Here is a 23,124-nt window from a genome sequence, read left to right as displayed (position 1 = left end):
CGATCTGTTCTCTCCCTCAACGGATGACAGGTCTATTTTTTTACACAAAAATCGTCAGGCGCTTTTCGATCACTTGGGCGCTGATCGGCGTTGGGGCCACGCTTTCTCCGTCTGCATGGACAGGCAGTTGTCCTGCTGCTTGTATCGTTACCTGCTTGCCCCTATAAAAATGGACACCCGGATGATGACGGTGAGCTCCTGTGAATATTTTCGAAAAAGCGGCTAACAATCCGAGTCGACCCACACCACTTACTACGCAAATGTCCGCAATGCCATCGTCTGGTATAGCATCAGGACAGATCAGCATTCCGCCTCCGTAATTCGGAATATTGGCAGCGACAACTAGCCAGACAGCCTCTATACGAATCTCATGACCATCAACATTTATTACGACGTCACGGGGCTGATACGTACATACGACGCGAATCACCGATATAATGTAGGCGAGTGCTCCTAGCTTGTACCGATTCAGCCAAGCTTTGTACGCAGCTTGATCCGTTATCTTTGCTACCTGTGCATCGAATCCGGCCCCGATTGAATTCACAGCTACTTCTCCATTCAATAAAATCAGATCGATTCTCTTTTCCCTTTTTTCCGACAGAATTCGCTCTAATGCCTGTAACGGTTTCATCGGAATTCCGTGCCCGCGAGCGAAATCATTCCCGGAGCCAGCCGGCACCAATCCAAATCGACAATCTTGTTTCGAATCGTATATCCCGTTCACCACGCCTCGGACCGTTCCATCCCCTCCGACAGCAATGATTTTATTTACTCCCTCTTTTTGAATCAGCTCTTTTGATAATTTTTCCGCGTCCCCCTCTCCTGATGTCAACCTGACATGAAAAGGCGCTCCTAGACGTCGTAGCGTCGGCTCAATTTGCCTCCATACTTTCAACCCTGTGCCATTACCTGATACAGGATTGACGATTACACCCAACATAGTAATTCTCTCCCCAACATGCTGTCGTACCGTACTGTCCCGTCCCACTTATCCATATTTGCTCTCAAATCAAGTTTTTGTATCATATTATCGCATGCTATTTTTATCGATGATAGTTGATTTTTCATGAAAAAAGACTCCTCCCGAAGGAAGAGCCTCTGTGCCAACTATGAAAGTAGCTTTGAAATCCAATCGATAAAAGGAACGCCAACTGCTGCGATCACTAATGCTGGCATCATGTTGGCTACCCTTATCTGTTTGATCTCCAAAACGTTTAGTCCAATGGCAATAATCATCAAGCCACCTACCGCCGTTACTTCTACCAAGATCGCATCCAGCATCGTTTCGCTCACCACACTGTAAATGCTCGTAGATAATAACGCAATCGCGCTTTGATATAAAAACACGGGCACAGCCGAAAAGATGACACCGATTCCTAGCGTTGATGCGAAAATGATCGAAGAGAAGCCGTCTAGCAATGCTTTCATAAACAGCACATCATGGTTGTTACGCAAACCACTGTCCAATGAACCCAGTACAGCCATGGCTCCAATACAGTACACCAGCGTCCCCGTGATAAAACCAGTGGCGATACTGCCTTGGCTCCCCCCCATTTTCCTCTCCAGCCAGTGCCCCAGATTGGTTAAGCCTTTTTCAATCCCAATCCATTCACCTAGCACTGTTCCTAGCACAATACTGATAATCACGAGTAAAAAATTATCTGAACCCATGCACATTTTAATGCCCAATATGAATACGGCCAGAGCAATTCCTTGCATGACGGTTTGTCGCATCGACTCCGGAATTCGCTTCAACATTCTGCCTAACAATGCTCCTAAGATGATTGCTCCGGCGTTGACCAATGTTCCCAGCAAGATCACTTGCGCTGTCCCCCTACAGATGCCTTACCCTTACACAAACGCTGCTGCAATTTCCCGAACAGCGTTATGAAGCGCTTCTACATCTTTCTCTGAGTTGAAAATTCCAAAGCTGGCTCGAACTGCTCCACGTTGTTCGGTACCGGCAGTCTGGTGACCCAGTGGCGTGCAATGAAAACCCGATCTGGTCGCAATCCCGTATTGTTGATCCAGGATAAACGACACCTCTGCTGCATCCACCTCTCCGATATTAAAAGCAACCACGCCTACACGTTCGGTCTCAATCCCTGGTCCGTAGACATGTACACCCTCGATTTGCTGCAATCCAAGGATTGTTTGCTTCACCAATTCCCATTCGTGTTGACGAATGTTGTCCACACCTTTTTCCATGACAAAATCAACACCTGCTTGCAGCCCTGCCAAACCAACCGTATTGAGTGTCCCGCTTTCGTATCGGTCTGGACGAGTTGTCGGTTGATCGATCGCTTCAGACTGACTGCCTGTCCCCCCATGAATCAACGGCTCGAGATCAATATCACTACTCACGTACAAACCACCTGTACCTTGTGGACCATACAATCCTTTGTGCCCAGGAAAAGCAAGCATATCAATATTCATTGCCTCTACATCGATAGGCAAAACACCAGCAGACTGAGAAGCATCCACCAAAAAAGTAATGCCGTGCTCTTTTGCCAGTTTCCCCAGTTCGGCTACAGGCAGGATGACACCTGTCAGATTAGAAGCATGACTCACAACGATTAACCGCGTCGCGGGCGTAATTGCCTTGGCAAAATCCTCTACATAGAATTGATGATCTTCTCTTGGCTCGACAAAAGTAGCTTCTACTTGGTTGTTTTTGCGCATGTACTCGATGGGACGTCTTACCGAATTATGCTCAACAGACGAAGAAATAACATGATCACCTGCTTGTAAGAATCCTTTTATCGCCTGATTAAGCGCTTGAGTGGCATTGAGATAAAAAAAGAGGTTATTCGGGTTTTGAATCCCAAACAACCGCGATACTTGCACTCGTGTCCGAAACACAGCTTTACTTGCTTTCATCGCCAGTGCATGTCCACCTCGGCCAGGATTTGCAGCAAATTCCTCGATGACCTCGGCCATCATTTCTTTGACTGCTGGTGGCTTCGGCCATGTAGAAGCTGCGTTATCCAAATAGATGATCGCCATGACTACCTCCTGGACTTACTTCTCTATATTCAGCATATCGATGATTCGCTCCAAGTCTTCTTGTGAATAGAAGTCAATTTCGATCTTGCCGCGTTTCGATCCTTTTTTAATCTTGACTGATGTTCCAAAACGGCTGCGCAGCCGTTCCTCCATCTGAATCAATACTGGCTCGTTTTTCGCTGGCTTTTTCTTTTTTGTTTCACGTGAAACATTGAGCTGCTTCACAAGCTCTTCCAGCTGACGAACACTCAATCCTTTTTCCACCACGTCATTTGCAAGCTGTTGTTGTACTTTCTTATCCGTTACCCCAAGCAAAGCACGCGAATGTCCCATGGATAGTTCCCCTGCTGAGACCATTTTCCGGATTTTCTCTGGCAGTTGCAGCAAACGCAGCATGTTGGCTACATGCGGTCGACTCTTCCCTATCTTTTGTGCAAGCTGTTCTTGCGTATAATCATGGTGGGAAATCAGCTTGTCATAAGCCTCTGCCTCTTCGAGTGGATTCAGATTTTCCCGTTGCAAGTTCTCAATCAGGGCAATCTCCATTAATTGCTGGTCTGTGTATGCTTTTACTACTACCGGCACCTCTTTTAACCCCGCTACCTTTGCAGCACGCAATCGTCTTTCCCCAGCTACCAGCTCGTAACCTTTGATGCTTTTCCGAACAATCAGCGGTTGGATGATCCCATGCTCTTTGATCGACTGTGCCAGTTCATCTATAGCTGATTGCTCGAATTCTTTCCGGGGCTGATAAGGGTTAGGACGAATCTCATTGAGGGAAACCTCTTTTACCTGTTCCCCTTCTTCGATGAGATTGGAAGTAATTAGCGCATTCAGTCCTTTTCCCAATCCTCTACTCATACCCCTACCACTTCCTTCGCCAAATCAGTATAGACTTCCGCTCCTCGTGAGCGTGGATCGTACGTAATGATGGCTTGTCCGTGTGACGGTGCTTCACTCAAGCGAACATTTCGAGGAATAATTGTCTTGTATACTTTGTCCTGAAAATACTTTTTCACTTCTTCAATCACTTGCAAACCGAGATTCGTCCGTGCATCCAGCATCGTCAGCACGACACCTTCAATGGCAAGCTGTGAATTCAAGTGTTTTTGGACCAAACGAATCGTGTTCAACAGTTGGCTCAATCCCTCTAGCGCATAGTACTCACACTGGATTGGAATTAAGACGGAATCAGATGCTGTCAAAGAATTAACGGTCAATATCCCTAAGGATGGCGGACAATCGATGATGACGTAATCGTACTTGTCCTTGACTACTTCCAGCGCCTTTTTCAGACGAACCTCACGGGAAATCGTAGGAACCAGCTCGATTTCCGCACCTGCCAATTGAATGGTGGCAGGAATGATCATTAATCCTTCAATTTCAGTTGGTAAAGTCGCATCGACGGGGTTGATATCATTGATCAGGACATCATAAATGCAGTACTTAACATCTGCCTTATTTACCCCGATCCCACTGGTGGCATTTCCTTGCGGATCAATATCAACCAGCAGCACCTTTTTCCCCAATGCGGCCAAACAAGCACTTAGATTGACGGACGTAGTCGTTTTCCCGACGCCGCCTTTCTGGTTCGCAACCGCAATGATTTTTCCCAACTTCTCCACCTCTTTTTTGTCGTGTAGGAAAGCTTGTGGCTTGACCAGTACACTCTCCAGTACGTCTTTCAAAGTCATCTTCTGTATCCTCATCTAGTTAGTCGTTCGAGTCTATTTACGATTTGCTCGTATTCTTGTACAACGATGATCTTTTATTCAATAACCTTTACATGGCCTGTACATGATAAGACGAAAAAAGTCTCTGAAAGGTCATCCTCATTCATTATCGAGTAAACCAGCAAGTATTCACAGGTTGGTACTCTCCATGTTATCAGATTTGCAGCTTGGTCGTACGCTGTTTTTTTAAGATAGTGAGACAAAAAAGCCTGATTTTTGTCCCGAAAATGCAGATTTCCCTAGCCTTTTTACAGGGAATACCTATTTTGGGGAACCAACTCGTGCAGAAAAACGCCATTTCCTCTAAATAATCAGCATTTGCCCAAAAAGAAAGGCGACCTTGTCGCCATTTTTGTTACCATCTTTTATTTTCCTGTTTCCTTGTTTTTCGGAATACGAATGGTGAATTGATAGAATTCATCATGGTCTTCTTCTGCCGTCTCTACAGGTAGGCCCGTCTGAATCACCATATCGATTGATTGCCGAACGGTATTTATCGCAATCCGCGTATCTCTTGAAAATGCCTTCCAACGAGGCTTCGCATCTTTTTCCGATTTAGGGTTCTCGGCCAACTCCAGAAGCTGCTTCACACGCACTTCCGTCTGTTTTACATTCCATTCCCGTTCCAAAATCTCCAGTAGTACTTTATTTTGTAATTCTGGATCTTTTAACGGAATCAGAGCCCTTGCATGACGCTCTGTTACTTGTCTGGACAACAATGCATTTTGAATTTCTTGCGGCAAATGGAGCAAGCGCAGTTTGTTTGCGATTGTCGATTGTCCTTTGCCCAAACGTTGAGCAAGACTCTCTTGCGTCAAATTGTGCAAATCAATTAGCTTTTGATATGCGACTGCCTCTTCAATGGCTGTCAAACCTTCTCGTTGCAAATTCTCAATCAATGCGATAGAGGCTGTTTGCGAGTCATTAAACTCTTTGACAATCGCAGGAATCCTCTCCATGCCCAATTTTCTAGTTGCGCGCAAACGTCGTTCCCCAGCAATCAATTCATAACGACCATCGCGAACCCGCACGACAATCGGTTGAATAAGCCCATGAGTTCGTATTGTTTGACACAACTCATCAATTTTCTCGTCATCAAATACAGTACGAGGTTGATATGGATTCGGTACAATCTCCTCAACCGGTATTTGTTTGATTTCTTCGTTATCTGTCTTGTCCGTCAAGCCAAAAATCCGAGAAAATGAATCTTTAACTGCCATAGAAAAATCCCCCACTTCTACCCGTTCCATCCGTGCTATTTTAAAGTCTTTAAGAGGTGTTCAAAAAGTCATTTTTGATCACGAAGTAATCCTAAAAGATTGCGCGACAACGAAACTAGCGTTCACCTTCGAAATCCCGGTGCTCATGTAGCTCTCCTACATTCCGCTCCTCTTTCTTCAGCTTCTCGCCACTTTCTTAATGCTGAAAAGAAACCTTTTGAATACGTCCTTGAAACTGAAAAAGGTCCTGTCCAATCAACGACAGAATCTCCCTGGAAACATTTTGTATCCCCCTCACATCCATTGTCCGGATATGACAGATTGAATATGTTCTTTGATTATTGCTGCTAAGGAAAAATGGCATAGTAGCGCCGTAAGTGAGTCCAGTCCTACTCTTTTAACATAGGTCCTCCTCTTACATCGTTAGAGACAGCATGCATCTACTTTAAAAAAGGCTTCACAAGCCCTATCGTACATACTGCATAACAGACTCTTCTTGCCCATCCGGTCAGCTTGTAAAATTGCCTTTGACCTAATCTTCTTTCCCTACACGCTTTCTTCAGGTTCATTTATATATATGTAATTCTGCAAGATTCGTCCAATTCCTGCTAAAGAAAAACGTTTCACGTGAAACATCAATCTTGATCGTCACGGTGCTTCGGCCTCTCATCACTTCCAATGCTCTCATCAGTAGGATGTGAAATTTTGGTGACAGAGAACAACTGAGGAAAAAGTCTATGAAAGACTAACGTCAGGTACGAAAAACCTCGGCAACGATCATAGTGAACGATCATAGTGACATACATCCCTGCTGTCGTCGTCAGCCCTTTTACCGTACCATTGAATTTAATAATAGCTCCCACTCCCAAAAATCCCATGCCCGTCACGACTTGTGCAGCTACTCTCCCCGGATCATGATTAACGCCACCCAAAGAAAAACCGTAAATGGAAGCTAGTCCACAAAGACACGAACCAAAGGAAACGAGACTATACGCTCGAAACCCAGCGCCTCTTTGCCTACTCACATCCTTTATAAATCCCTCTCGCTCCCATCCCATGATGGCACCTGCTAAAAAAGCAAGAAAGAGTCGAAGCAATATGGTCGGAGTTCTGGAGGAACAAAGGAGTAAAGTACTGCTGCTTGCATAGTCTAATTACCCTCTCATACGATGTCATTCTTCTCGAAGGAAGCTAGTACTATGTATATGCCAAGTTGTAGATGATCCAAGAAGTAAACCTTAGAGACTACTTTTGAGGCATACTTCCTTTTCATCAGAAATGGGCAGTTTCATGTAAACTTTCCATACAAAAAAAGGCCGCAGCATGTGGCTACGACCCTCTCTTATGACTGACTCCTACACTAACGGCTTTTTCGCAGGAACTCCTGCCTTACGCGGATAGCTTTTCGGCGTCGCTTCTATTTTTTCCATGATGACGATATTGCGTTCTCCCGCTTCCTCTAGAAGCTGGAATGTCTCGACCTTTCTCGTCTTTCCACCAAGCGTCTTGATTGCCTTTTTCGCTTCAGCAAGCTCTGGAGTAATCTCCGCTCCCTTGAGAGCGACGAAGTGTCCCCCGACTTTGGCAAAAGGAAGGCAGAACTCCGACAACAGATTGAGTCTCGCAACCGCACGTGCCACTACGAGATCAAATTTCTCCCGATACATCGCTTCTTGCCCACGATCCTCAGCACGACCATGTACGGGATTTACGTTCTCCAGGCCCAGTTCCTTTGCTACATGCTGCAAAAAGCTCATACGCTTGTTTAAGGAATCAATGATCGTCATTTTCAGATGTGGGAAGCAAATTTTTAAAGGAATACTCGGAAATCCTGCACCCCCACCGATATCTACAACGGATTGCACCTGGTCAAACGGAAAGTAAAAAGCCGGTGTAATCGAATCATAAAAATGCTTGTTGTACACTTGCTCCTCTTCGGTAATCCCAGTCAGATTCATCTTCTCATTCCATTCCACCAGCAGGCGGAAAAAATGATCAAACTGCTCCTTCTGACGATCTGTCAAAGAAATCCCCTGGGCTGCAAGTACCTCGGCAAACTGTTCTTTCGTCATAGTTTTTCTCCTTACTCGGCTACTCCCACACGTTTGTACTCCAGATATACCATCAAAACGGAAATGTCTGCTGGAGTAACCCCTGCGATACGAGCCGCCTGCCCGATGTTCAACGGACGAATTTTGGTCATATTGTCGCGGGATTCCTTGGACAAACCGGAGATTTGGTGGTAGTCAATATCTGTTGGGATGCGGCGCTCCTCCATTTTTTTCATCCGCTCAACCTGTTGCAATGACTTTTTGATGTAGCCATCGTATTTAATCTGGATTTCAACCTGTTCGGTCACATCCTCAGGCAGTGCTTCTGGTGCAGGGACCATTTGAGCAATGTGGCTGTAGTTGATTTCCGGACGACGCAGCAATTGAGCCAGCTCGATGACATCTGTCAGTTCAGGAGAGCCTGCGTTGCGCAAAACCTCTTGAACATGTGCCATTTCAGGACGTACGCGGGTGTTTGCCACACGTTCTTTTTCTTGCTCGATCAGCTCGCGTTTTTGGTTAAATCGATGGTAGCGCTCTTCGCTGATCAGACCAATTTCATGGCCGATATCCGTTAGGCGCAAGTCCGCATTGTCATGACGCAGCAGCAAGCGATATTCTGCACGAGAAGTAAGCAAACGATAAGGCTCATGCGTTCCTTTCGTAACAAGGTCGTCAATCAAGACACCGATGTACGCCTCTTCTCGTCCCAAAACAACTGGTGGTTTCCCTTGAACGCGGCGTGCTGCGTTAATTCCTGCCATGAGACCTTGACCCGCTGCTTCTTCATAGCCAGAGGTACCATTGATTTGTCCTGCTGTGAACAAGCCAGGCAAGACTTTGGTTTCCAAAGAAGGCCAGAGCTGCGTCGGCACGACCGAATCATACTCAATCGCATAGCCAGGGCGCATCATTTTGACTTCTTCCATTCCAGCCATGGAGCGCAGCATGGAAAGCTGAACATCCTCCGGCAAGCTGGTCGACAAGCCTTGTACATACATTTCTTCGGTATTGCGTCCTTCTGGCTCCAAGAAAATTTGGTGACGCGGCTTATCGTTAAAACGAACTACTTTATCTTCAATCGAAGGGCAATAACGCGGGCCTGTTCCTTCGATCATTCCCGAATACATAGGCGCACGATGCAGATTGCTATTGATGAGTCCATGCGTTTCTTCATTTGTATATGTCAACCAGCAAGGAAGCTGGTCCATAATAAATTCCGTTGTTTCATAAGAAAAAGCACGCGGTACCGGATCACCAGGCTGAATCTCCATTTTAGAGAAATCCACACTGCTGCTATGAACACGTGGAGGCGTCCCCGTCTTGAAGCGTGTCATTTCAAAACCGAGTTCCTTCAAATGATGGGCCAGACGAATGGACGGACGCATGTTGTTTGGTCCACTTTCGTATTGGAGATCTCCGAGGATGATCTTTCCGCGCAAATAAGTTCCGGTCGTCAATACAACGGATTTGGCCATGTATCGCGCCCCAGTTTGCGTAATCACCCCTTCACAGACTCCATCGTTCACGATCAGCTCTTCCACCATCGCTTGACGCAGGATCAAATTCGGAGTATTTTCAATCGTTTTCTTCATTTCATGCTGATACGCAAATTTGTCTGCTTGTGCGCGCAAGGCATGCACAGCAGGTCCTTTCCCTGTATTCAGCATACGCATTTGGATATGGGTTTTGTCAGTATTGCGTCCCATCTCTCCACCAAGCGCGTCCAATTCGCGTACGACGTGGCCTTTTGCCGGACCACCTACGGAAGGATTACATGGCATGTACGCCACAGCATCCAGGTTGATCGTCAACAGCAATGTACTACAGCCCATACGTGCAGCCGCTAATGCCGCTTCCGCACCGGCATGACCCGCACCAATGACAATGACGTCAAACGAGCCCGCTTCATATGCAGGTACAACGTTCATTTTTTGTCCTCCTAATCACTTACCCAGACAGAACTGGGAGAAAATCTGGTCAATCAAATCCTCGCCGACACTTTCCCCGATGACTTCACCAAGCAGCTCCCACGACTTTTTAATGTCGATCTGAATCATGTCTACTGGCATCAAATCATCGATTCCACCCAGCGCTTCATCTATGGCTCGTTCTGCCTGACGAAGCAGTTGAATATGTCTAGCATTACTCACGTAGGTCAAGTCATCCTGCTGCACACGGCCACTGAAGAAAATCTCCCCAATAGCCTGCTCCAGAAGATCGATACCCGTCTCCTCACGCGCAGACGTCATAATCAACGGCTGCTGAGGGAAATGACGCTTGACCTCTTCCAAATCCACTTTTTGCGGCAGGTCGAATTTATTAACAATCACAATCACATGGAACCCTTTTGCCGCTTCAAAAATCGCGTAATCATCAGCAGAGAGAGGCTCATTGTAATTGATCACGAGCAACACGAGGTCAGCCTTTTGCAGCAGCTGTCTCGATTTCTCTACCCCGATTTTCTCCACGATGTCCTCTGTATCGCGAATTCCTGCTGTATCGATGAGCCGCAAAGGAACCCCGCGCACATTGACATACTCTTCGATGACATCGCGTGTCGTTCCCGCAACGTCAGTCACAATCGCCTTTTCCTCTTGGACCAGACTATTTAATAGAGAGGATTTCCCTACATTCGGGCGTCCAATAATCGCGGTCGACAAGCCTTCACGCAAAATTTTTCCTTGCTGTGCTGTCTGCAACAGTCGTTGGATCTCACCTTTAACCTCCAGGCACTTTCCGCGCAAGAAATTTTGTGTAAACTCCTCAACGTCATGCTCTGGATAGTCCAGTGTTACTTCTATATGAGCCATTGCTTCGATCAAGTTTTGACGCAGCTGCCGAATGAGCCTGGACAGCTTCCCTTCTACTTGATTCAATGCGACCTTCATCGCCCTGTCTGTTTTGGCCCGGATCAAATCAATGACGGCCTCAGCCTGAGACAAATCGACACGTCCATTTAAGAAAGCACGCTTCGTAAACTCACCCGGCTCAGCCAATCTTGCTCCATTATCCAAGATTAACTCCAGAACCTTTTCAACGGAAACAATTCCTCCGTGACAGTTAACCTCAACTACATCCTCCCTCGTAAATGTACGGGGAGCCTTCATTACGGAAACCAGTACCTCTTCCACTCGCTCACCTGTGTTTGGCTCATACAAGTGCCCATAATGGATCGTATGGCTGTCCACAGTGGACAACCGCTGCTTTCCTTTATATATCTTATCCACAACTTCGATCGCTTCCGTACCGCTTACCCGGATCACGGCAATACCGCCTTCACCCATCGGTGTTGCGACCGCCGCTATTGTATCGAATTTCATGCTGTTCACCTCAAGCTTTCCACTCTTACAAGTCAGCCACTAACTTACTAGCATAACAGATCGTCTAGAAAAATTCCAAAAGAAAGTGCAGCCAATCCATCTGACTAAACACCCAATAGGAAAAAGCAACCCGTTCTCCAAGGTTGCTGTCCGTTTTGGTTATCCACAGTATAATCATTTTCGCAAATCCTCAACCATTTGGTCAATTATCCACAGTGGACAACTTTTTGAAGGAGATTGTTCAAAATGTCGTCGCTTGCTCACTTGTATTCAGGCAAAAAAAAGAAGCCTAGCGAGAGGCTTCTTTCGGTGCAATCACAATATAACGATTTGGCTCGTCTCCTTCACTGAAGGTAACCACATCCGCTCTCTTTTGTAAGAAGGCGTGGATTACTTTCCGTTCAGCAGCAGACATTGGTTCCAGACGTACATCCCGTTTGGTCGATAATGCTTTTTTGGCCACACGATCTGCGAGCTGCTCCAATGTTTCCTTGCGACGCAGCCTGTAATTTTCGGCATCCAGAGTGATACGTACATGTTTGTCCGCATGACGGTTCGCTACGACGTTTACGAGATACTGTAATGAATCAAGAGTTTGTCCCCTGCGGCCAATAATGATTCCCAGATTGGTTCCCTGGATGTCAAACAGCATGCCCTCTTCATTTGTACGCGTCTCCACTTTGGCATTCACCTTCATGTTCGACAAAACGTCTTGAAGAAAGTCACGTCCCTGTGCAGCCGGATCAAAGTGAAATTCTACTTGCACTTTAGCGTCCTTTGCCCCAATCAGTCCAAACAATCCTCTGCTTGGTTCCTCTAGAACTTGGATCGTTGTCCGCTCACGCGGCACTCCCAATTCCAGCAAAGCTTTTTGCACAGCATCGTCGATCGTTTTTGCCGTAGCTACCACCTTTTTCACTTGGAGGCTCCCCCCTTAGGAGTAGGCATATTACCTTTATCACGATACAGGAAGTACGTTTGTACAATGGTAAACAGGTTACCGTATACCCAGTACAGAGACAGCGCTGAAGGTAATGTGACAGCAATCGCCAAAATCATCAGCGGCATCATGATGATCATCATTTGCATTTGTGGGTTTCCTTGGTTTGCCTGACCCATCATCTTGGACTGCAGGTACGTCGTAATCGCAGCAATGATTGGCAAGATGTAATACGGGTCTTTTTCTCCCAACGTCAACCACAAGAACGTTTGTGAGTTAATTTCGGTCGTACGGATGATCGCATGGTAGAACGCGATCAAAATCGGCATTTGTACCAACATTGGCAAGCATCCAGCCAACGGATTGACACCGCTCTTCTGGAACAAGGCCATTGTTTCCGCTTGTGCTTTTTGCGGATCATTCTTGTGCTTGTCACGGATCTTTTGCATCTCCGGTTGAATCTCTTGCATTTTCTTGGAGCTCTTGATTTGCTTGACCATCAATGGAAGCACAATGATTCGAATGATGATCGTAGCGACCAGGATACCCAGACCGTAATTGTTTCCGAGTATCAACGCGCTCTCTTTAATTAGCCAGGACAGTGGATAAACAAAATACTTGTCCCAAATGCCGGTTGCGTCAGGGCCAATTGGTGCTGCAGCTTGGGGGTTACAGCCCGACAAAACTAGAACCAGCATAGTCAGCATAAGAATGCTGAGTGTACGTCTACTCAAGGGTGATCCTCCTTTTCCCCGCTTCAATTGAGGTAATCTTATTTGTGCTGATCCGGGACTGGATCATACCCGCCCGGGTGGAACGGGTGGCATTTCAAGATGCGACGAAGGGCCAACCAGCCTCCCCTCCACGCTCCGAATCGACGAATCGACTCGATTGCGTAATGGGAACAGGTTGGCGCGAATCTGCATGAAGGTGGTTTATACGGAGAAATCATCAGTTGGTATCCTCGAATCAACCAAACCATGATCTTCACCATCATCGTTTCACCTTCTTTTTCCATTATGTACGGGTGCCTGTTTGATCACTTTGGCTCGCTTCATCACATGTAACAGAGATTGCTCAATGGCTTCAAGCGTCATCGCTTCCACACCCGGACGGGCGATGATGACGAGATCGAGACCGACTGGAATATCAGACTCCATTCGGGCTACTGCTTCGCGTATAAGCCGCTTGACTCTATTGCGGACAACAGCATTGCCAATTTTTTTACTGACGGAAATTCCAGCGCGAAAAGCCGCTTGCCCCTCTTGCTTTGCTGAATACAAGACAAACTGCTTATTAGCAGCAGAACTTCCTCGTTGAAACACAGCTTGGAATTGCTCATTTTTTTTGAGCCGGTGTGAACGATGCAAAGGTAAACAACCCCTAACATCACAATTATAGTAGAAAACGTAAACAGCATCTACCAGTATATCCTTGTTTCGTTCACTTTTTTCCCCTAAGTATACTCGGTTTACAACAAAATCAAAAATTCAGCGAAAAAACGATAGGCTATCAGCGAATTTCTGCGATGATTTCTGCACTCGCTTGGCACAAGTGAGCGAGCAATTGCTCATCCGCTTGGAAAAAGCCCAATTTTTGAAGAGACAAGGAAAGCTGGGTGGGCAGATTCGCCCAATGATTCTCCAGCCATTCATTAGAATCCACGCTATGATATAACCAGATCGCCTCTGAAAATAATAAAAACCCAGCCATATCATGCTGATTTTTCTCCTGCAATCTCTGAACCTTCCTCTTTACTAACCAATCATTCTCAGCTGCCAGCGCAAACTGGTTCCCCTCATTTATTGACCGTAGATGAGCCCGATAGTCCGTCAATAGCATGAGCGCATCCTGTACATCATGATTACTCAAGTATGTCTCCTGAAAAAAGCCACCTCTACCATCCGAACGTCTTGCTTTCTGAATCAGCTGATACAACTGTGCATCGCTCAATGAATGCCCCTGGAAGACAGCACTCATTTGTAGTGCACCGATCCATCCTGCCCATGCAGCCAAATAAGCGGAGTAAGGAAAGCCTTCTATTAAGGCAGCCTGAGCCTCTTCGTGGAACGAATCTACCTCCGTTTTTGCCTGTGCGAACATTTTCTCTTTTCCAGCCGGAGAATCCATATAGGCACACATGTCATTCATCCAGGAAGTGAACCGATCCTCTGGGTCCAGAACAACCTTTGCTTCCTTTAAGTAACGCCATGCCCACGGATTCTCGTATACTTCTTCATCTGTAGGAGCAGCTTGGACCTGCAGCTGTATCATATGCCCTCTAAACAGACGATTTTCAAAGGAATGATCACCTTCTCCCTCCACAAATATGTGTAAATCGAGGTCGCTGTACGCGTCCGCTTCTCCCCTCCCGACAGATCCACCAGCATAAGCACATACCAGATTGGCTAGAGGACATTCATCAAGAAACTCGCGCGCCAACGATAGAAAAAAGTCGGTTACATCCTTACGTTGCTCCATCGGCCTTCTCCTGTCTCTTCAATAAAAATAGTAGGATTTTCGGTAGCTAGGTAACGATTATCCCTCAAAAGGTTTCCACATCGGAGTAAACCTTCCTCTTTTATAAGAACAAAGAATTTTCAGACATACGTAAACAAACAAAAAGGCCACTGAAAGTGTGGCCTAAGCGGAAAGAACTTTTCTACCTCTTTGACGACGAGCAGCCAAAATTTTACGGCCATTCTTTGTGCTCATGCGCTTACGGAATCCATGATCCTTTTTGCGCTTGCGGTTGTTAGGATTAAAAGATGGTTTCATTACGTATACACCTCCGTCTTGCAAAGACATTCTTTTGCATTATAAGAACATATGCCTAAAAAGTCAAGTAACCGTGGAATTTCATTACCAAGGCAAATATCCCCATAAAACTATTTCCCGGACCTGTGGATATCATTTTATCCACAAAAACAGGTTTCGACAAGTTTATCTACAGCTTGTACACAAAATATAGAGATGTGAATATGTGGGGAGTACCAGAAGTTGTGTTTGTGGATAAGTATGAAAAAACCATTGATACCATGCCTTATATCTGTTATTATGTTTTTGTTTTGAAGCGTGAATAACTCCGATGCGTAAATCGGTTTTTCCACAGGGTGTGGATAAGTTTGTGGACAGATTCTTTCCTTTGTGTATGTCGTTACTCACAGGATTGAGGATAACCGTCTGCTTTTTTTCACTTCTACGAGCGGAATCCCTATATTTCGACTTTTTTTATCCACAGTCGCTACAAACGGCTGTGTTGACAATTAGGTCACAACATAGCAGGTTTTTGCACTTTTTCTCGATCATTATGGATCGGTGCTTCATCAATTTTTCGGATGGTCCAGAGGGAGGGATTCTGGTTGGATGCAGCGATTAGCGAACTATGGCGCAAAGTACTTGCCAAGATAGAAAAATCGCTAAGCAAACCCAGTTTTGATACCTGGCTGAAGGCGACAAAGGCAACTACATTAGAAGAGGATGCACTGATCGTCGTCGCACCAAACGACTTTGCTCGTGATTGGCTAGAAACTAGGTACGCACAACTGATTACCGATACACTATATGAAGTGACGGGTATCAATATGAAAGTAAAGTTCGTCGCAATGCAAAATCCTGATGCGGCTTTTGCCGACGAACAACCTGCCCCACGGGTGAAAATGAGCGAACCGCCAACAGTCGCGGATGACCAGCCACCCAGTATCTTAAATCCCAAATACACCTTTGACACGTTTGTCATTGGCTCAGGGAATCGATTCGCTCACGCCGCATCGCTTGCGGTTGCTGAAGCTCCTGCAAAAGCTTACAATCCCCTCTTCATTTACGGAGGAGTCGGACTTGGCAAAACCCACTTAATGCATGCGATTGGCCATTATGTCATTCAGCACAACCCATCGGCGAAAGTGGTCTATTTGTCGTCTGAGAAATTCACCAATGAATTCATCAACTCTATCCGTGACAACAAAGCCGTCGAGTTCCGCAATAAATACCGGAGTGTTGACGTTCTTTTAATTGATGACATTCAGTTTTTAGCAGGCAAAGAATCGACACAAGAAGAGTTTTTCCATACGTTCAATGCCTTGCATGAAGAAAGCAAACAAATCATCATCTCCTCCGATCGACCTCCTAAGGAGATCCCGACACTGGAGGATCGCCTCCGCTCACGCTTCGAATGGGGACTGATTACTGATATTCAGCCGCCAGACCTCGAAACGCGGATTGCGATTTTGCGCAAAAAGGCGAAAGCAGAAAATCTCGATATCCCTAATGAGGTAATGGCGTACATCGCCAACCAGATCGACAGCAACATCCGGGAGCTGGAAGGCGCACTGATTCGTGTCGTTGCCTACTCCTCCTTGATTAATCGCGATATCGACACGCAGCTGGCAGCGGAAGCACTGAAAGACATTATTCCTTCCTCTCGCCCACGCGTGATTACCATTATGGACATCCAACGAACGGTCGGAGAAGCGTTCAGCCTGAAACTAGAAGATTTTAAGGCGAAAAAACGGACAAAAACCGTCGCTTTCCCCCGTCAGATTGCGATGTATCTCTCCAGAGAGCTGACGGATGCCTCCTTGCCGAAAATCGGTGATGAATTTGGCGGCCGTGACCATACGACAGTCATCCATGCCCATGAGAAAATCTCTCGTGCGCTGGCAAATGACCCTCATATGCAAACAACCATTCAGTCGCTCATTGAAAAGTTAAAAGCAAACCATTAAACCTGTGCATAACGCAAAAAGCCTATACACAACTTACCCACATGTGTATAGGCTCTCTTTTACGTATTTGACCCACATATCCACAAATCCACAGGCCCTATTACTACTTCTGTTAAAAAGATCTATCCTAATAAGTTATGATAAAGGCGCAGCCATTATGCAGATTCCAACCAAAAATAATGGCGCCGGAGAGGGAGGCTCACGTCGATGCATATTACCGTTCAGCGTGAAAAGCTGTCGAACGCCGTATCGCATGTTAGCAAAGCAGTATCTAGCAGAACTACGATTCCAATTTTGACCGGGATTAAAATCAAAACGGATGATGAAGGTTTGACACTGACAGCAAGCGATTCTGATGTGTCTATTGAAGTTCAGATCCCGCTGGAAGAAGCCGGAGAATGGGGAGTAACGGTACATCAACCTGGCAGTATTGTATTGACTGCACGTATTTTCAGCGAAATCGTGCGCAAGCTGCCAAGCAATGAAATCGATATTCAAGTCGATGATCGTCTCGTAACCCAAATTCGTTCCGGACAAGCTGAGTTCACCATTAACGGAATGGATGCCAGCGAATATCCACAACTGCCGCATCTGGAAGAAGATAAAGTCTTCAGTGTTCCCTGTGATTTACTGAAGGCAATGATTCGCCAGACTGTTTTTGGTGTCTCCACTTCCGAAATGCGTCCGATCTTGACCGGATTGATGTGGTCGCTTGATCAAGGAAAATTGCGTTTTGTGGCAACCGACAGTCATCGCTTGGCTAGCCGTACCGCAATGGTCGAATGCCCAGAGGATCTTTCTTTCCATAACGTGGTTGTTCCGGGTAAAAGCTGCAATGAATTGGTAAAGATATTAGATGACGACCAAAATCTCGCGGACATCGTTGTTGCGGACAATCAAATTTTGGTGAAGTCCAAGCATATTCTGTTCTATTCCCGTCTCTTGGAAGGAACCTATCCGGACACGACCAGAATTATTCCACAAGGAAGCAAAACGGAGATCACCGTTAGCACCAAGGAGTTTTTGCAATCCATTGAGCGCGCTTCCTTGCTGAGCCGCGAAGGCAAATCGAACGTAGTCAAGCTCGTTACGATGCCTGATGGAACCGTCGAAATTACGTCCAATGCACCCGAAATCGGGAAAGTAACGGACATTTTGATGCCAAAAGCAATGAATGGCGAAGAATTGAAAATTTCATTCAACGCCAAATACATGATCGATGCGCTGCGTGCAATCGATAGCGCGGAAATTAAAGCGAGCTTCAGTGGCCCGATGAGTCCATTTGTGATTCGTCCGACCGATCATGACTGGATGCTCCATCTGATTTTGCCAGTTCGTACGTACTAATTAGTTTTTACGTAAAAGAAAGGAGCCAAGCCATGCGTGAGGTTTCCATTAGCACAGACTATATTGCTCTCGGCCAATTTTTGAAGCTGGCTGAAATCATTGATACGGGGGGAATGGCCAAAGCTTTTTTGGCTGAGGTTCCGATCCAGGTCAATGGAGAGTTGGACAACAGACGTGGACGCAAGTTATATCCTGGCGATGAAGTAGCGATTGAAGGCTATGGTCGCTATCAAGTGGTACGCCCCTGAGAGGAGAGCGTGATTCTTGTTTCTCAAGAACCTGTCGCTAACCAATTATCGCAACTACGAAACGATGTCCCTGTCGTTTGACGGTCCCATCCAGTTGTTTATTGGCAACAACGCTCAAGGGAAAACGAATGCTCTCGAATCGATCTATGTTTTGGCACTCGCCAAATCCCACCGAACGCCCCGCGACAAGGAGCTAATTTCCTGGGATGCCGATTATGCCACGATCCGTAGCGATGTTCTTCGTCGCTACGGTTCTGTTCGTTTAGAGCTGCAGTTGACAACCAAGGGAAAGCGGGCCAAAATCAACGGAATGGAACAGCAGAAGCTGAGTGCTTATGTGGGGGCATTGAATGTCGTCATGTTTGCACCCGAGGATCTTTCCATTGTCAAAGGCGCACCTGCCCAGCGCAGACGCTTCATCGATATGGAAATCGGTCAGGTTTCACCTACGTATCTTTATTATTTGAGCAATTACAACAAAGTACTGGCCCAGCGAAATCAGCTTTTAAAGGATTTGGCCATGAAAAAAAGTAACTCGCTGGAAATGCTGGCAATTTGGAATACCCAATTAGCCGATTTAGCGGTAAAATTGTTACGGAAGCGTTTTGAGTTCATTCGGAAGCTGGAGACGTGGGCACAGGAAATCCACACTGGCATTACCGATGGCAGGGAAAGACTTTCTTTGCATTACGTTAACTCATCGCCCGTAACAGAAGAAATGACGATAGATCAGGCTGTAGATAAAATGCTTGCTGCCTACGAAGAGGTTCGCGACCGGGAAATCATGCGGGGGAGCACCCTGATTGGGCCACACCGTGATGATTTTTCACTTAAAGTGAACAACATGGATGTGCAAACGTATGGTTCCCAGGGACAGCAACGCACCAGTGCGCTGTCCATTAAATTAGCCGAAATTGAGCTGATTAAAGAAGAAGTGGGAGAATACCCCGTTCTGTTGTTGGATGATGTCTTGTCAGAGTTGGATGAACATCGGCAAACATTGCTGCTCGAAACCATTCAGGATCGAGTACAGACGTTTGTAAGTACCACAGGTGTGGAAGGCTTAAAGCATCAGGTTCTCCAGCAAGCCTCTCGTTTTTACGTGAGGGAAGGGAAAATCTCCGGAGAAAGGTAGGGGGTACAGGGATGTTTATTCACATTGGTGGAGATACTGTGGTGAGCACGAAGGAAGTCATTTCCATTCTTGATCATCAGACTGTGAAATCCTCAAAAATCAATAAAGCGTTCTTACTCGAAAAAAGTAAGACAGTTGTTGACCATAGCGAGGAAGAAACGAAGTCTTATGTAATCACCAAGAACGCCATTTACTGTTCACCTATTTCTTCTCTGACGCTGAAGCGACGCGCTCAGTTCGTGGACAGCTTGGATCAGTTTCCCTTTGTACAAGCTGAAGTGGAGGAGTTGACAGAGTAGTGGATCAAGTGACGACGAAAGATACAAACTACGATGCGAGTCAGATTCAGGTACTGGAAGGGTTAGAGGCAGTTCGGAAACGTCCCGGCATGTACATCGGGTCGACCAGCAGCCGAGGTTTGCATCACCTGGTATGGGAGATTGTCGACAATGCCATTGACGAGGCGCTAGCCGGTTATTGCGACGAGATCTTGGTGGTCATTCATCCAGACAACTCCGTATCCGTAACCGATAACGGTCGAGGAATCCCGACCGGCATTCATGAAAAGACCGGGAAATCTACTGTTGAAACCGTTTTGACTGTATTGCACGCCGGTGGTAAATTCGGCGGTGGCGGATATAAAGTGTCTGGCGGTCTTCACGGGGTAGGTAGCTCGGTAGTAAACGCGCTATCCGAATGGATGGAAGTTGAGGTTAAACAAAATAACCAGGTATACTTCATGCGCTTTAAAGTAGGCGCACCGGATGCCGATCTTGCTGTTGTGGGCGAGACCGAAGAGACAGGAACAAAAGTTACCTTCAAACCCGACCCGACTATTTTTACCGAAACAACGGTATTTGAATACGAGATTTTGCAAAAACGTATTCGCGAGCTGGCGTTCCTTAACAAAGGATTGCGCATCACGCTGAAGGATGCACGTCCAGATCACCAGAAGGAAGAGTCTTTCTGCTACGAGGGCGGTATCATCCAGTTCGTAGAACACTTGAATAAAAACCGGGAAGCTCTACATGACGATGTGATTTATTGCGAAGGAGAAAAAGAAGGTCTTGTCGTGGAGGTTGCCCTTCAGTACAACGACAGCTATGTGAGCAACATCTACTCTTTTGCCAATAACATCAACACGCATGAGGGTGGTACTCACGAAACCGGATTTAAAACGGCTCTTACCCGTGTTATTAACGACTACAGCCGCAAGTTTAACTTCCTGAAGGAAAAGGATCCGAATCTTTCCGGGGACGATGTGCGTGAAGGCATTACCGCGATTATCTCCGTAAAAATTCAAGAGCCTCAGTTCGAAGGACAAACAAAGACAAAGCTGGGTAACTCGGAAGCGCGTAGCATTACTGAGTCTGTCTTCGGTGACCGTTTTAACACCTTTATGGAAGAAAACCCGGGTGTAGCCAAAAAAGTTGTGGAAAAAGCGCTCATGGCCTCTCGTGCCCGTGAGGCAGCTCGTAAAGCACGTGAAATGACTCGTCGCAAGAGTGCTCTGGAAGTAAGTGCTTTGCCAGGTAAACTGGCGGACTGCTCTTCCAAGGACGCATCCGAATCTGAACTGTTCATTGTAGAGGGTGACTCTGCGGGCGGTTCTGCGAAGATGGGACGGGATCGTCATTTCCAAGCTATTCTTCCTCTTCGTGGTAAGGTATTGAACGTAGAAAAAGCGCGTCTGGACAAAATTCTCGGCAACAACGAGATCCGTGCTATTATTACGGCTTTGGGAACGGGTGTTGGCGAAGACTTTGATATTACAAAGGCACGCTACCACAAAGTCGTTATTATGACGGACGCCGACGTCGACGGATCGCATATTCGTACGCTTCTACTGACGTTCTTCTTCCGCTACATGAAACAATTGATTGAAGCGGGGTATATTTATATTGCGCAGCCGCCTCTCTACAGCATCAAGCAAGGGAAGACGTTGCATTATGCTTATACCGACAAGCAGCGTGATGAGGTTCTCGCTACCTTGAAGGCTCAACCGAAGCCGAACGTCCAACGCTATAAAGGACTAGGTGAGATGAATGCCGATCAATTGTGGGAGACTACAATGGATCCAGAAGTCCGTACGTTGCTTCAGGTGGATCTGGAGGATGCTATGGATGCCAATATGGTGTTTGAGACCCTAATGGGTGACGAAGTAGAGCCTCGCAGGGAGTTTATAGAGCAATACGCGGCAAATGTACGCGATCTAGATATTTAAATTGGGAACGAAGAAAAGCTTGTCCTTTACCGGGCAAGCTTTTTCTTAATGAAAATATAAAAATACATTTGAAATATACGATGAACATGACTTATAATAGATTTTGCTTTTGTTAACCTCGTCTTTCACAAAAAAGTTCACCCACACAATAAAAAAAAACAAATTTTCTATTGCAATGAACTTAAAGGTGTGATAGATTAAAGTTCCGGAAGTAATTACGGGCCTATAGCTCAGTTGGTTAGAGCGCACGCCTGATAAGCGTGAGGTCGGCTGTTCGAGTCAGCCTAGGCCCACCACTTACATAGCTGACATGACAAGCGTGTCACGAAAGCGTTAGGATGGGGCTGTAGCTCAGTTGGGAGAGCGCCTGCCTTGCAAGCAGGAGGTCATCGGTTCGATCCCGTTCAGCTCCACCATTCTAAAACATCATTATTCCTCGGTAGCTCAGTTGGTAGAGCAATCGGCTGTTAACCGATCGGTCGGCGGTTCGAGTCCGTCCCGAGGAGCCATTCAGATGGCCCGTTGGTGAAGCGGTTTAACACAGCAGCCTTTCACGCTGTCATACAGGGGTTCGAATCCCCTACGGGTCACCTAGCAAAACGCCCTGCAATTGCAGGGGTCCTGGAGGCTTAGCTCAGCTGGGAGAGCATCTGCCTTACAAGCAGAGGGTCGGCGGTTCGATCCCGTCAGCCTCCACCACTTTTAACAACTGAATGTTTTACATGGAGCTGTGGTGAAGTTGGAGTTCACGCCGGTCTGTCACACCGGAGGTCGCGGGTTCGAGTCCCGTCAGCTCCGCCATTTTTCTCAAGCGATGGCGAAACAATTACGCTTGAGGCTCGGTAGCTCAGTCGGTAGAGCAGAGGACTGAAAATCCTCGTGTCGGCGGTTCGATTCCGTCCCGAGCCACCATTTGTACAAAACACGCCGGTATAGCTCAATTGGTAGAGCACCTGACTTGTAATCAGGGGGTTGTGGGTTCAAGTCCTATTGCCGGCACCATTTTTTCTTTGAAAGTTGAATAAGCTTTGCTTTTGAAGGACAAGCTTGGGGAGATAGTGAAGTGGCTAAACACGGCAGACTGTAAATCTGCTCCCTCCGGGTTCGGCGGTTCGAATCCGTCTCTCCCCACCATCTTTACTTCATGGCTATTGGGGTATAGCCAAGCGGTAA

General features: G+C 46.5%; 22 protein-coding genes and 10 tRNA genes (1 of these 32 cut by a window edge). 16 read left to right on the top strand and 16 right to left on the bottom strand.

The window, feature by feature from the left end:
- Positions 1–40: 40 nt before the first annotated feature.
- The 16 genes from E8L90_RS23610 to rpmH all read right to left on the bottom strand — a co-directional run bounded on the left by E8L90_RS23610 (position 41) and on the right by rpmH (position 15,051).
- Positions 41–940, bottom strand: coding sequence for a diacylglycerol/lipid kinase family protein (locus E8L90_RS23610; RefSeq protein ID WP_137031576.1), 900 nt, complete (start codon positions 938–940; stop codon positions 41–43).
- A 167-nt stretch (positions 941–1,107) separates the two neighbouring features.
- On the bottom strand, positions 1,108–1,821 hold the full coding sequence (locus tag E8L90_RS23605) for a DUF554 domain-containing protein (RefSeq protein ID WP_137031575.1): 714 nt from the start codon (positions 1,819–1,821) through the stop codon (positions 1,108–1,110).
- A 30-nt stretch (positions 1,822–1,851) separates the two neighbouring features.
- Positions 1,852–3,006, bottom strand: coding sequence for an aminotransferase class V-fold PLP-dependent enzyme (locus E8L90_RS23600; RefSeq protein ID WP_137031574.1), 1,155 nt, complete (start codon positions 3,004–3,006; stop codon positions 1,852–1,854).
- 15 nt (positions 3,007–3,021) lie between these two features.
- Positions 3,022–3,867 (bottom strand): ParB/RepB/Spo0J family partition protein, encoded by an 846-nt coding sequence (locus E8L90_RS23595; RefSeq protein WP_137031573.1) that lies wholly within the window; start codon positions 3,865–3,867, stop codon positions 3,022–3,024.
- The gene (locus tag E8L90_RS23590; RefSeq protein WP_015894094.1) at positions 3,864–4,622 is read right to left on the bottom strand and encodes a ParA family protein; all 759 of its coding nucleotides are present in this window, start codon (positions 4,620–4,622) and stop codon (positions 3,864–3,866) included. The genes E8L90_RS23595 and E8L90_RS23590 overlap by 4 nt, the downstream gene beginning before the upstream one ends.
- 482 nt (positions 4,623–5,104) lie before the next feature.
- Complete coding sequence (gene noc / locus E8L90_RS23585; RefSeq protein WP_137031572.1) at positions 5,105–5,959, bottom strand: nucleoid occlusion protein; 855 nt, start codon at positions 5,957–5,959, stop codon at positions 5,105–5,107.
- A gap of 635 nt (positions 5,960–6,594) precedes the next feature.
- Positions 6,595–7,017, bottom strand: coding sequence for an MgtC/SapB family protein (locus tag E8L90_RS23580; protein ID WP_137031571.1), 423 nt, complete (start codon positions 7,015–7,017; stop codon positions 6,595–6,597).
- 297 nt (positions 7,018–7,314) lie between these two features.
- Positions 7,315–8,031, bottom strand: a complete 717-nt coding sequence (gene rsmG / locus E8L90_RS23575) for a 16S rRNA (guanine(527)-N(7))-methyltransferase RsmG (protein ID WP_137031570.1) — start codon at positions 8,029–8,031, stop codon at positions 7,315–7,317.
- A gap of 11 nt (positions 8,032–8,042) precedes the next feature.
- Positions 8,043–9,941, bottom strand: coding sequence for a tRNA uridine-5-carboxymethylaminomethyl(34) synthesis enzyme MnmG (mnmG, locus tag E8L90_RS23570; protein WP_137031569.1), 1,899 nt, complete (start codon positions 9,939–9,941; stop codon positions 8,043–8,045).
- Between the two features lie 15 nt (positions 9,942–9,956).
- Positions 9,957–11,333 (bottom strand): tRNA uridine-5-carboxymethylaminomethyl(34) synthesis GTPase MnmE, encoded by a 1,377-nt coding sequence (gene mnmE, locus E8L90_RS23565; protein ID WP_137031568.1) that lies wholly within the window; start codon positions 11,331–11,333, stop codon positions 9,957–9,959.
- Between the two features lie 289 nt (positions 11,334–11,622).
- Complete coding sequence (gene jag / locus E8L90_RS23560) at positions 11,623–12,252, bottom strand: RNA-binding cell elongation regulator Jag/EloR (protein ID WP_137031567.1); 630 nt, start codon at positions 12,250–12,252, stop codon at positions 11,623–11,625.
- Entirely contained in the window at positions 12,249–13,007 is a 759-nt protein-coding gene (gene yidC / locus E8L90_RS23555) for a membrane protein insertase YidC (protein ID WP_137031566.1), read from the bottom strand. The genes jag and yidC overlap by 4 nt, the downstream gene beginning before the upstream one ends.
- Before the next feature lie 38 nt (positions 13,008–13,045).
- Complete coding sequence (yidD, locus tag E8L90_RS23550) at positions 13,046–13,270, bottom strand: membrane protein insertion efficiency factor YidD (RefSeq protein WP_205669431.1); 225 nt, start codon at positions 13,268–13,270, stop codon at positions 13,046–13,048.
- 4 nt (positions 13,271–13,274) lie between these two features.
- Positions 13,275–13,643: a ribonuclease P protein component gene (gene rnpA / locus E8L90_RS23545; protein WP_137031565.1), complete on the bottom strand. Its 369-nt coding sequence runs from the start codon at positions 13,641–13,643 to the stop codon at positions 13,275–13,277.
- Between the two features lie 142 nt (positions 13,644–13,785).
- Positions 13,786–14,754 (bottom strand): hypothetical protein, encoded by a 969-nt coding sequence (locus E8L90_RS23540; RefSeq protein ID WP_137031564.1) that lies wholly within the window; start codon positions 14,752–14,754, stop codon positions 13,786–13,788.
- 162 nt (positions 14,755–14,916) lie between these two features.
- Positions 14,917–15,051 (bottom strand): 50S ribosomal protein L34, encoded by a 135-nt coding sequence (gene rpmH, locus E8L90_RS23535; protein ID WP_007720125.1) that lies wholly within the window; start codon positions 15,049–15,051, stop codon positions 14,917–14,919.
- 584 nt (positions 15,052–15,635) lie between these two features.
- Between rpmH and dnaA the strand changes: the two genes are divergently transcribed.
- The 16 genes from dnaA to E8L90_RS23455 form a co-directional block, all read left to right on the top strand.
- A complete protein-coding gene (gene dnaA / locus E8L90_RS23530) occupies positions 15,636–16,997 on the top strand; it encodes a chromosomal replication initiator protein DnaA (protein WP_017246844.1) in 1,362 nt (453 codons plus the stop codon).
- A gap of 207 nt (positions 16,998–17,204) precedes the next feature.
- Positions 17,205–18,344 (top strand): DNA polymerase III subunit beta, encoded by a 1,140-nt coding sequence (dnaN, locus tag E8L90_RS23525; RefSeq protein WP_137031563.1) that lies wholly within the window; start codon positions 17,205–17,207, stop codon positions 18,342–18,344.
- Positions 18,345–18,376: 32 nt separating this feature from the next.
- The gene (gene yaaA, locus E8L90_RS23520) at positions 18,377–18,592 is read left to right on the top strand and encodes a S4 domain-containing protein YaaA (protein ID WP_017246846.1); all 216 of its coding nucleotides are present in this window, start codon (positions 18,377–18,379) and stop codon (positions 18,590–18,592) included.
- A gap of 16 nt (positions 18,593–18,608) precedes the next feature.
- Positions 18,609–19,727 (top strand): DNA replication/repair protein RecF, encoded by a 1,119-nt coding sequence (gene recF / locus E8L90_RS23515; RefSeq protein WP_012683787.1) that lies wholly within the window; start codon positions 18,609–18,611, stop codon positions 19,725–19,727.
- Positions 19,728–19,738: 11 nt separating this feature from the next.
- Positions 19,739–20,026 (top strand): extracellular matrix regulator RemB, encoded by a 288-nt coding sequence (gene remB, locus E8L90_RS23510; protein ID WP_137031562.1) that lies wholly within the window; start codon positions 19,739–19,741, stop codon positions 20,024–20,026.
- Positions 20,026–21,951, top strand: a complete 1,926-nt coding sequence (gyrB, locus tag E8L90_RS23505) for a DNA topoisomerase (ATP-hydrolyzing) subunit B (protein WP_137031561.1) — start codon at positions 20,026–20,028, stop codon at positions 21,949–21,951. Before remB ends, gyrB begins: the two co-directional genes overlap by 1 nt.
- A 219-nt stretch (positions 21,952–22,170) precedes the next feature.
- Positions 22,171–22,247, top strand: a tRNA-Ile gene (locus E8L90_RS23500).
- Positions 22,248–22,291: 44 nt separating this feature from the next.
- Positions 22,292–22,367, top strand: a tRNA-Ala gene (locus E8L90_RS23495).
- 17 nt (positions 22,368–22,384) lie between these two features.
- Positions 22,385–22,460: transfer RNA gene (locus tag E8L90_RS23490), tRNA-Asn, on the top strand.
- Positions 22,461–22,467: 7 nt separating this feature from the next.
- Positions 22,468–22,541, top strand: a tRNA-Glu gene (locus E8L90_RS23485).
- 33 nt (positions 22,542–22,574) lie between these two features.
- Positions 22,575–22,650, top strand: a tRNA-Val gene (locus E8L90_RS23480).
- Positions 22,651–22,675: 25 nt separating this feature from the next.
- Positions 22,676–22,752 (top strand) — tRNA-Asp (locus E8L90_RS23475).
- A 35-nt stretch (positions 22,753–22,787) separates the two neighbouring features.
- A tRNA-Phe gene (locus E8L90_RS23470) sits at positions 22,788–22,863 on the top strand.
- 14 nt (positions 22,864–22,877) lie between these two features.
- Positions 22,878–22,953: transfer RNA gene (locus E8L90_RS23465), tRNA-Thr, on the top strand.
- Between the two features lie 47 nt (positions 22,954–23,000).
- A tRNA-Tyr gene (locus E8L90_RS23460) sits at positions 23,001–23,085 on the top strand.
- A gap of 18 nt (positions 23,086–23,103) precedes the next feature.
- Positions 23,104–23,124, top strand: a tRNA-Gln gene (locus E8L90_RS23455); it runs 54 nt beyond the window's last position.

The organism is Brevibacillus antibioticus (genome assembly GCF_005217615.1).
GTDB classification, from domain to species: Bacteria; Bacillota; Bacilli; order Brevibacillales; family Brevibacillaceae; genus Brevibacillus; species Brevibacillus antibioticus.
This window is presented reverse-complemented; position numbering and strand designations above follow the sequence as displayed.

Excerpts from the sequence above, each read along its gene's own strand:
- dnaN (WP_137031563.1), top strand. The coding sequence starts at position 17,205 with ATGCATATTACCGTTCAGCGTGAAAAGCTGTCGAACGCCGTATCGCAT.
- E8L90_RS23595 (WP_137031573.1), bottom strand. The coding sequence starts at position 3,867 with ATGAGTAGAGGATTGGGAAAAGGACTGAATGCGCTAATTACTTCCAAT.
- E8L90_RS23580 (WP_137031571.1), bottom strand. The coding sequence starts at position 7,017 with ATGGGATGGGAGCGAGAGGGATTTATAAAGGATGTGAGTAGGCAAAGA.
- mnmE (WP_137031568.1), bottom strand. The coding sequence starts at position 11,333 with ATGAAATTCGATACAATAGCGGCGGTCGCAACACCGATGGGTGAAGGC.
- remB (WP_137031562.1), top strand. The coding sequence starts at position 19,739 with ATGTTTATTCACATTGGTGGAGATACTGTGGTGAGCACGAAGGAAGTC.
- E8L90_RS23600 (WP_137031574.1), bottom strand. The coding sequence starts at position 3,006 with ATGGCGATCATCTATTTGGATAACGCAGCTTCTACATGGCCGAAGCCA.
- E8L90_RS23540 (WP_137031564.1), bottom strand. The coding sequence starts at position 14,754 with ATGGAGCAACGTAAGGATGTAACCGACTTTTTTCTATCGTTGGCGCGC.
- E8L90_RS23610 (WP_137031576.1), bottom strand. The coding sequence starts at position 940 with ATGTTGGGTGTAATCGTCAATCCTGTATCAGGTAATGGCACAGGGTTG.
- mnmG (WP_137031569.1), bottom strand. The coding sequence starts at position 9,941 with ATGAACGTTGTACCTGCATATGAAGCGGGCTCGTTTGACGTCATTGTC.
- rsmG (WP_137031570.1), bottom strand. The coding sequence starts at position 8,031 with ATGACGAAAGAACAGTTTGCCGAGGTACTTGCAGCCCAGGGGATTTCT.
- yaaA (WP_017246846.1), top strand. The coding sequence starts at position 18,377 with ATGCGTGAGGTTTCCATTAGCACAGACTATATTGCTCTCGGCCAATTT.
- rpmH (WP_007720125.1), bottom strand. The coding sequence starts at position 15,051 with ATGAAACCATCTTTTAATCCTAACAACCGCAAGCGCAAAAAGGATCAT.
- noc (WP_137031572.1), bottom strand. The coding sequence starts at position 5,959 with ATGGCAGTTAAAGATTCATTTTCTCGGATTTTTGGCTTGACGGACAAG.
- yidD (WP_205669431.1), bottom strand. The coding sequence starts at position 13,270 with ATGATGGTGAAGATCATGGTTTGGTTGATTCGAGGATACCAACTGATG.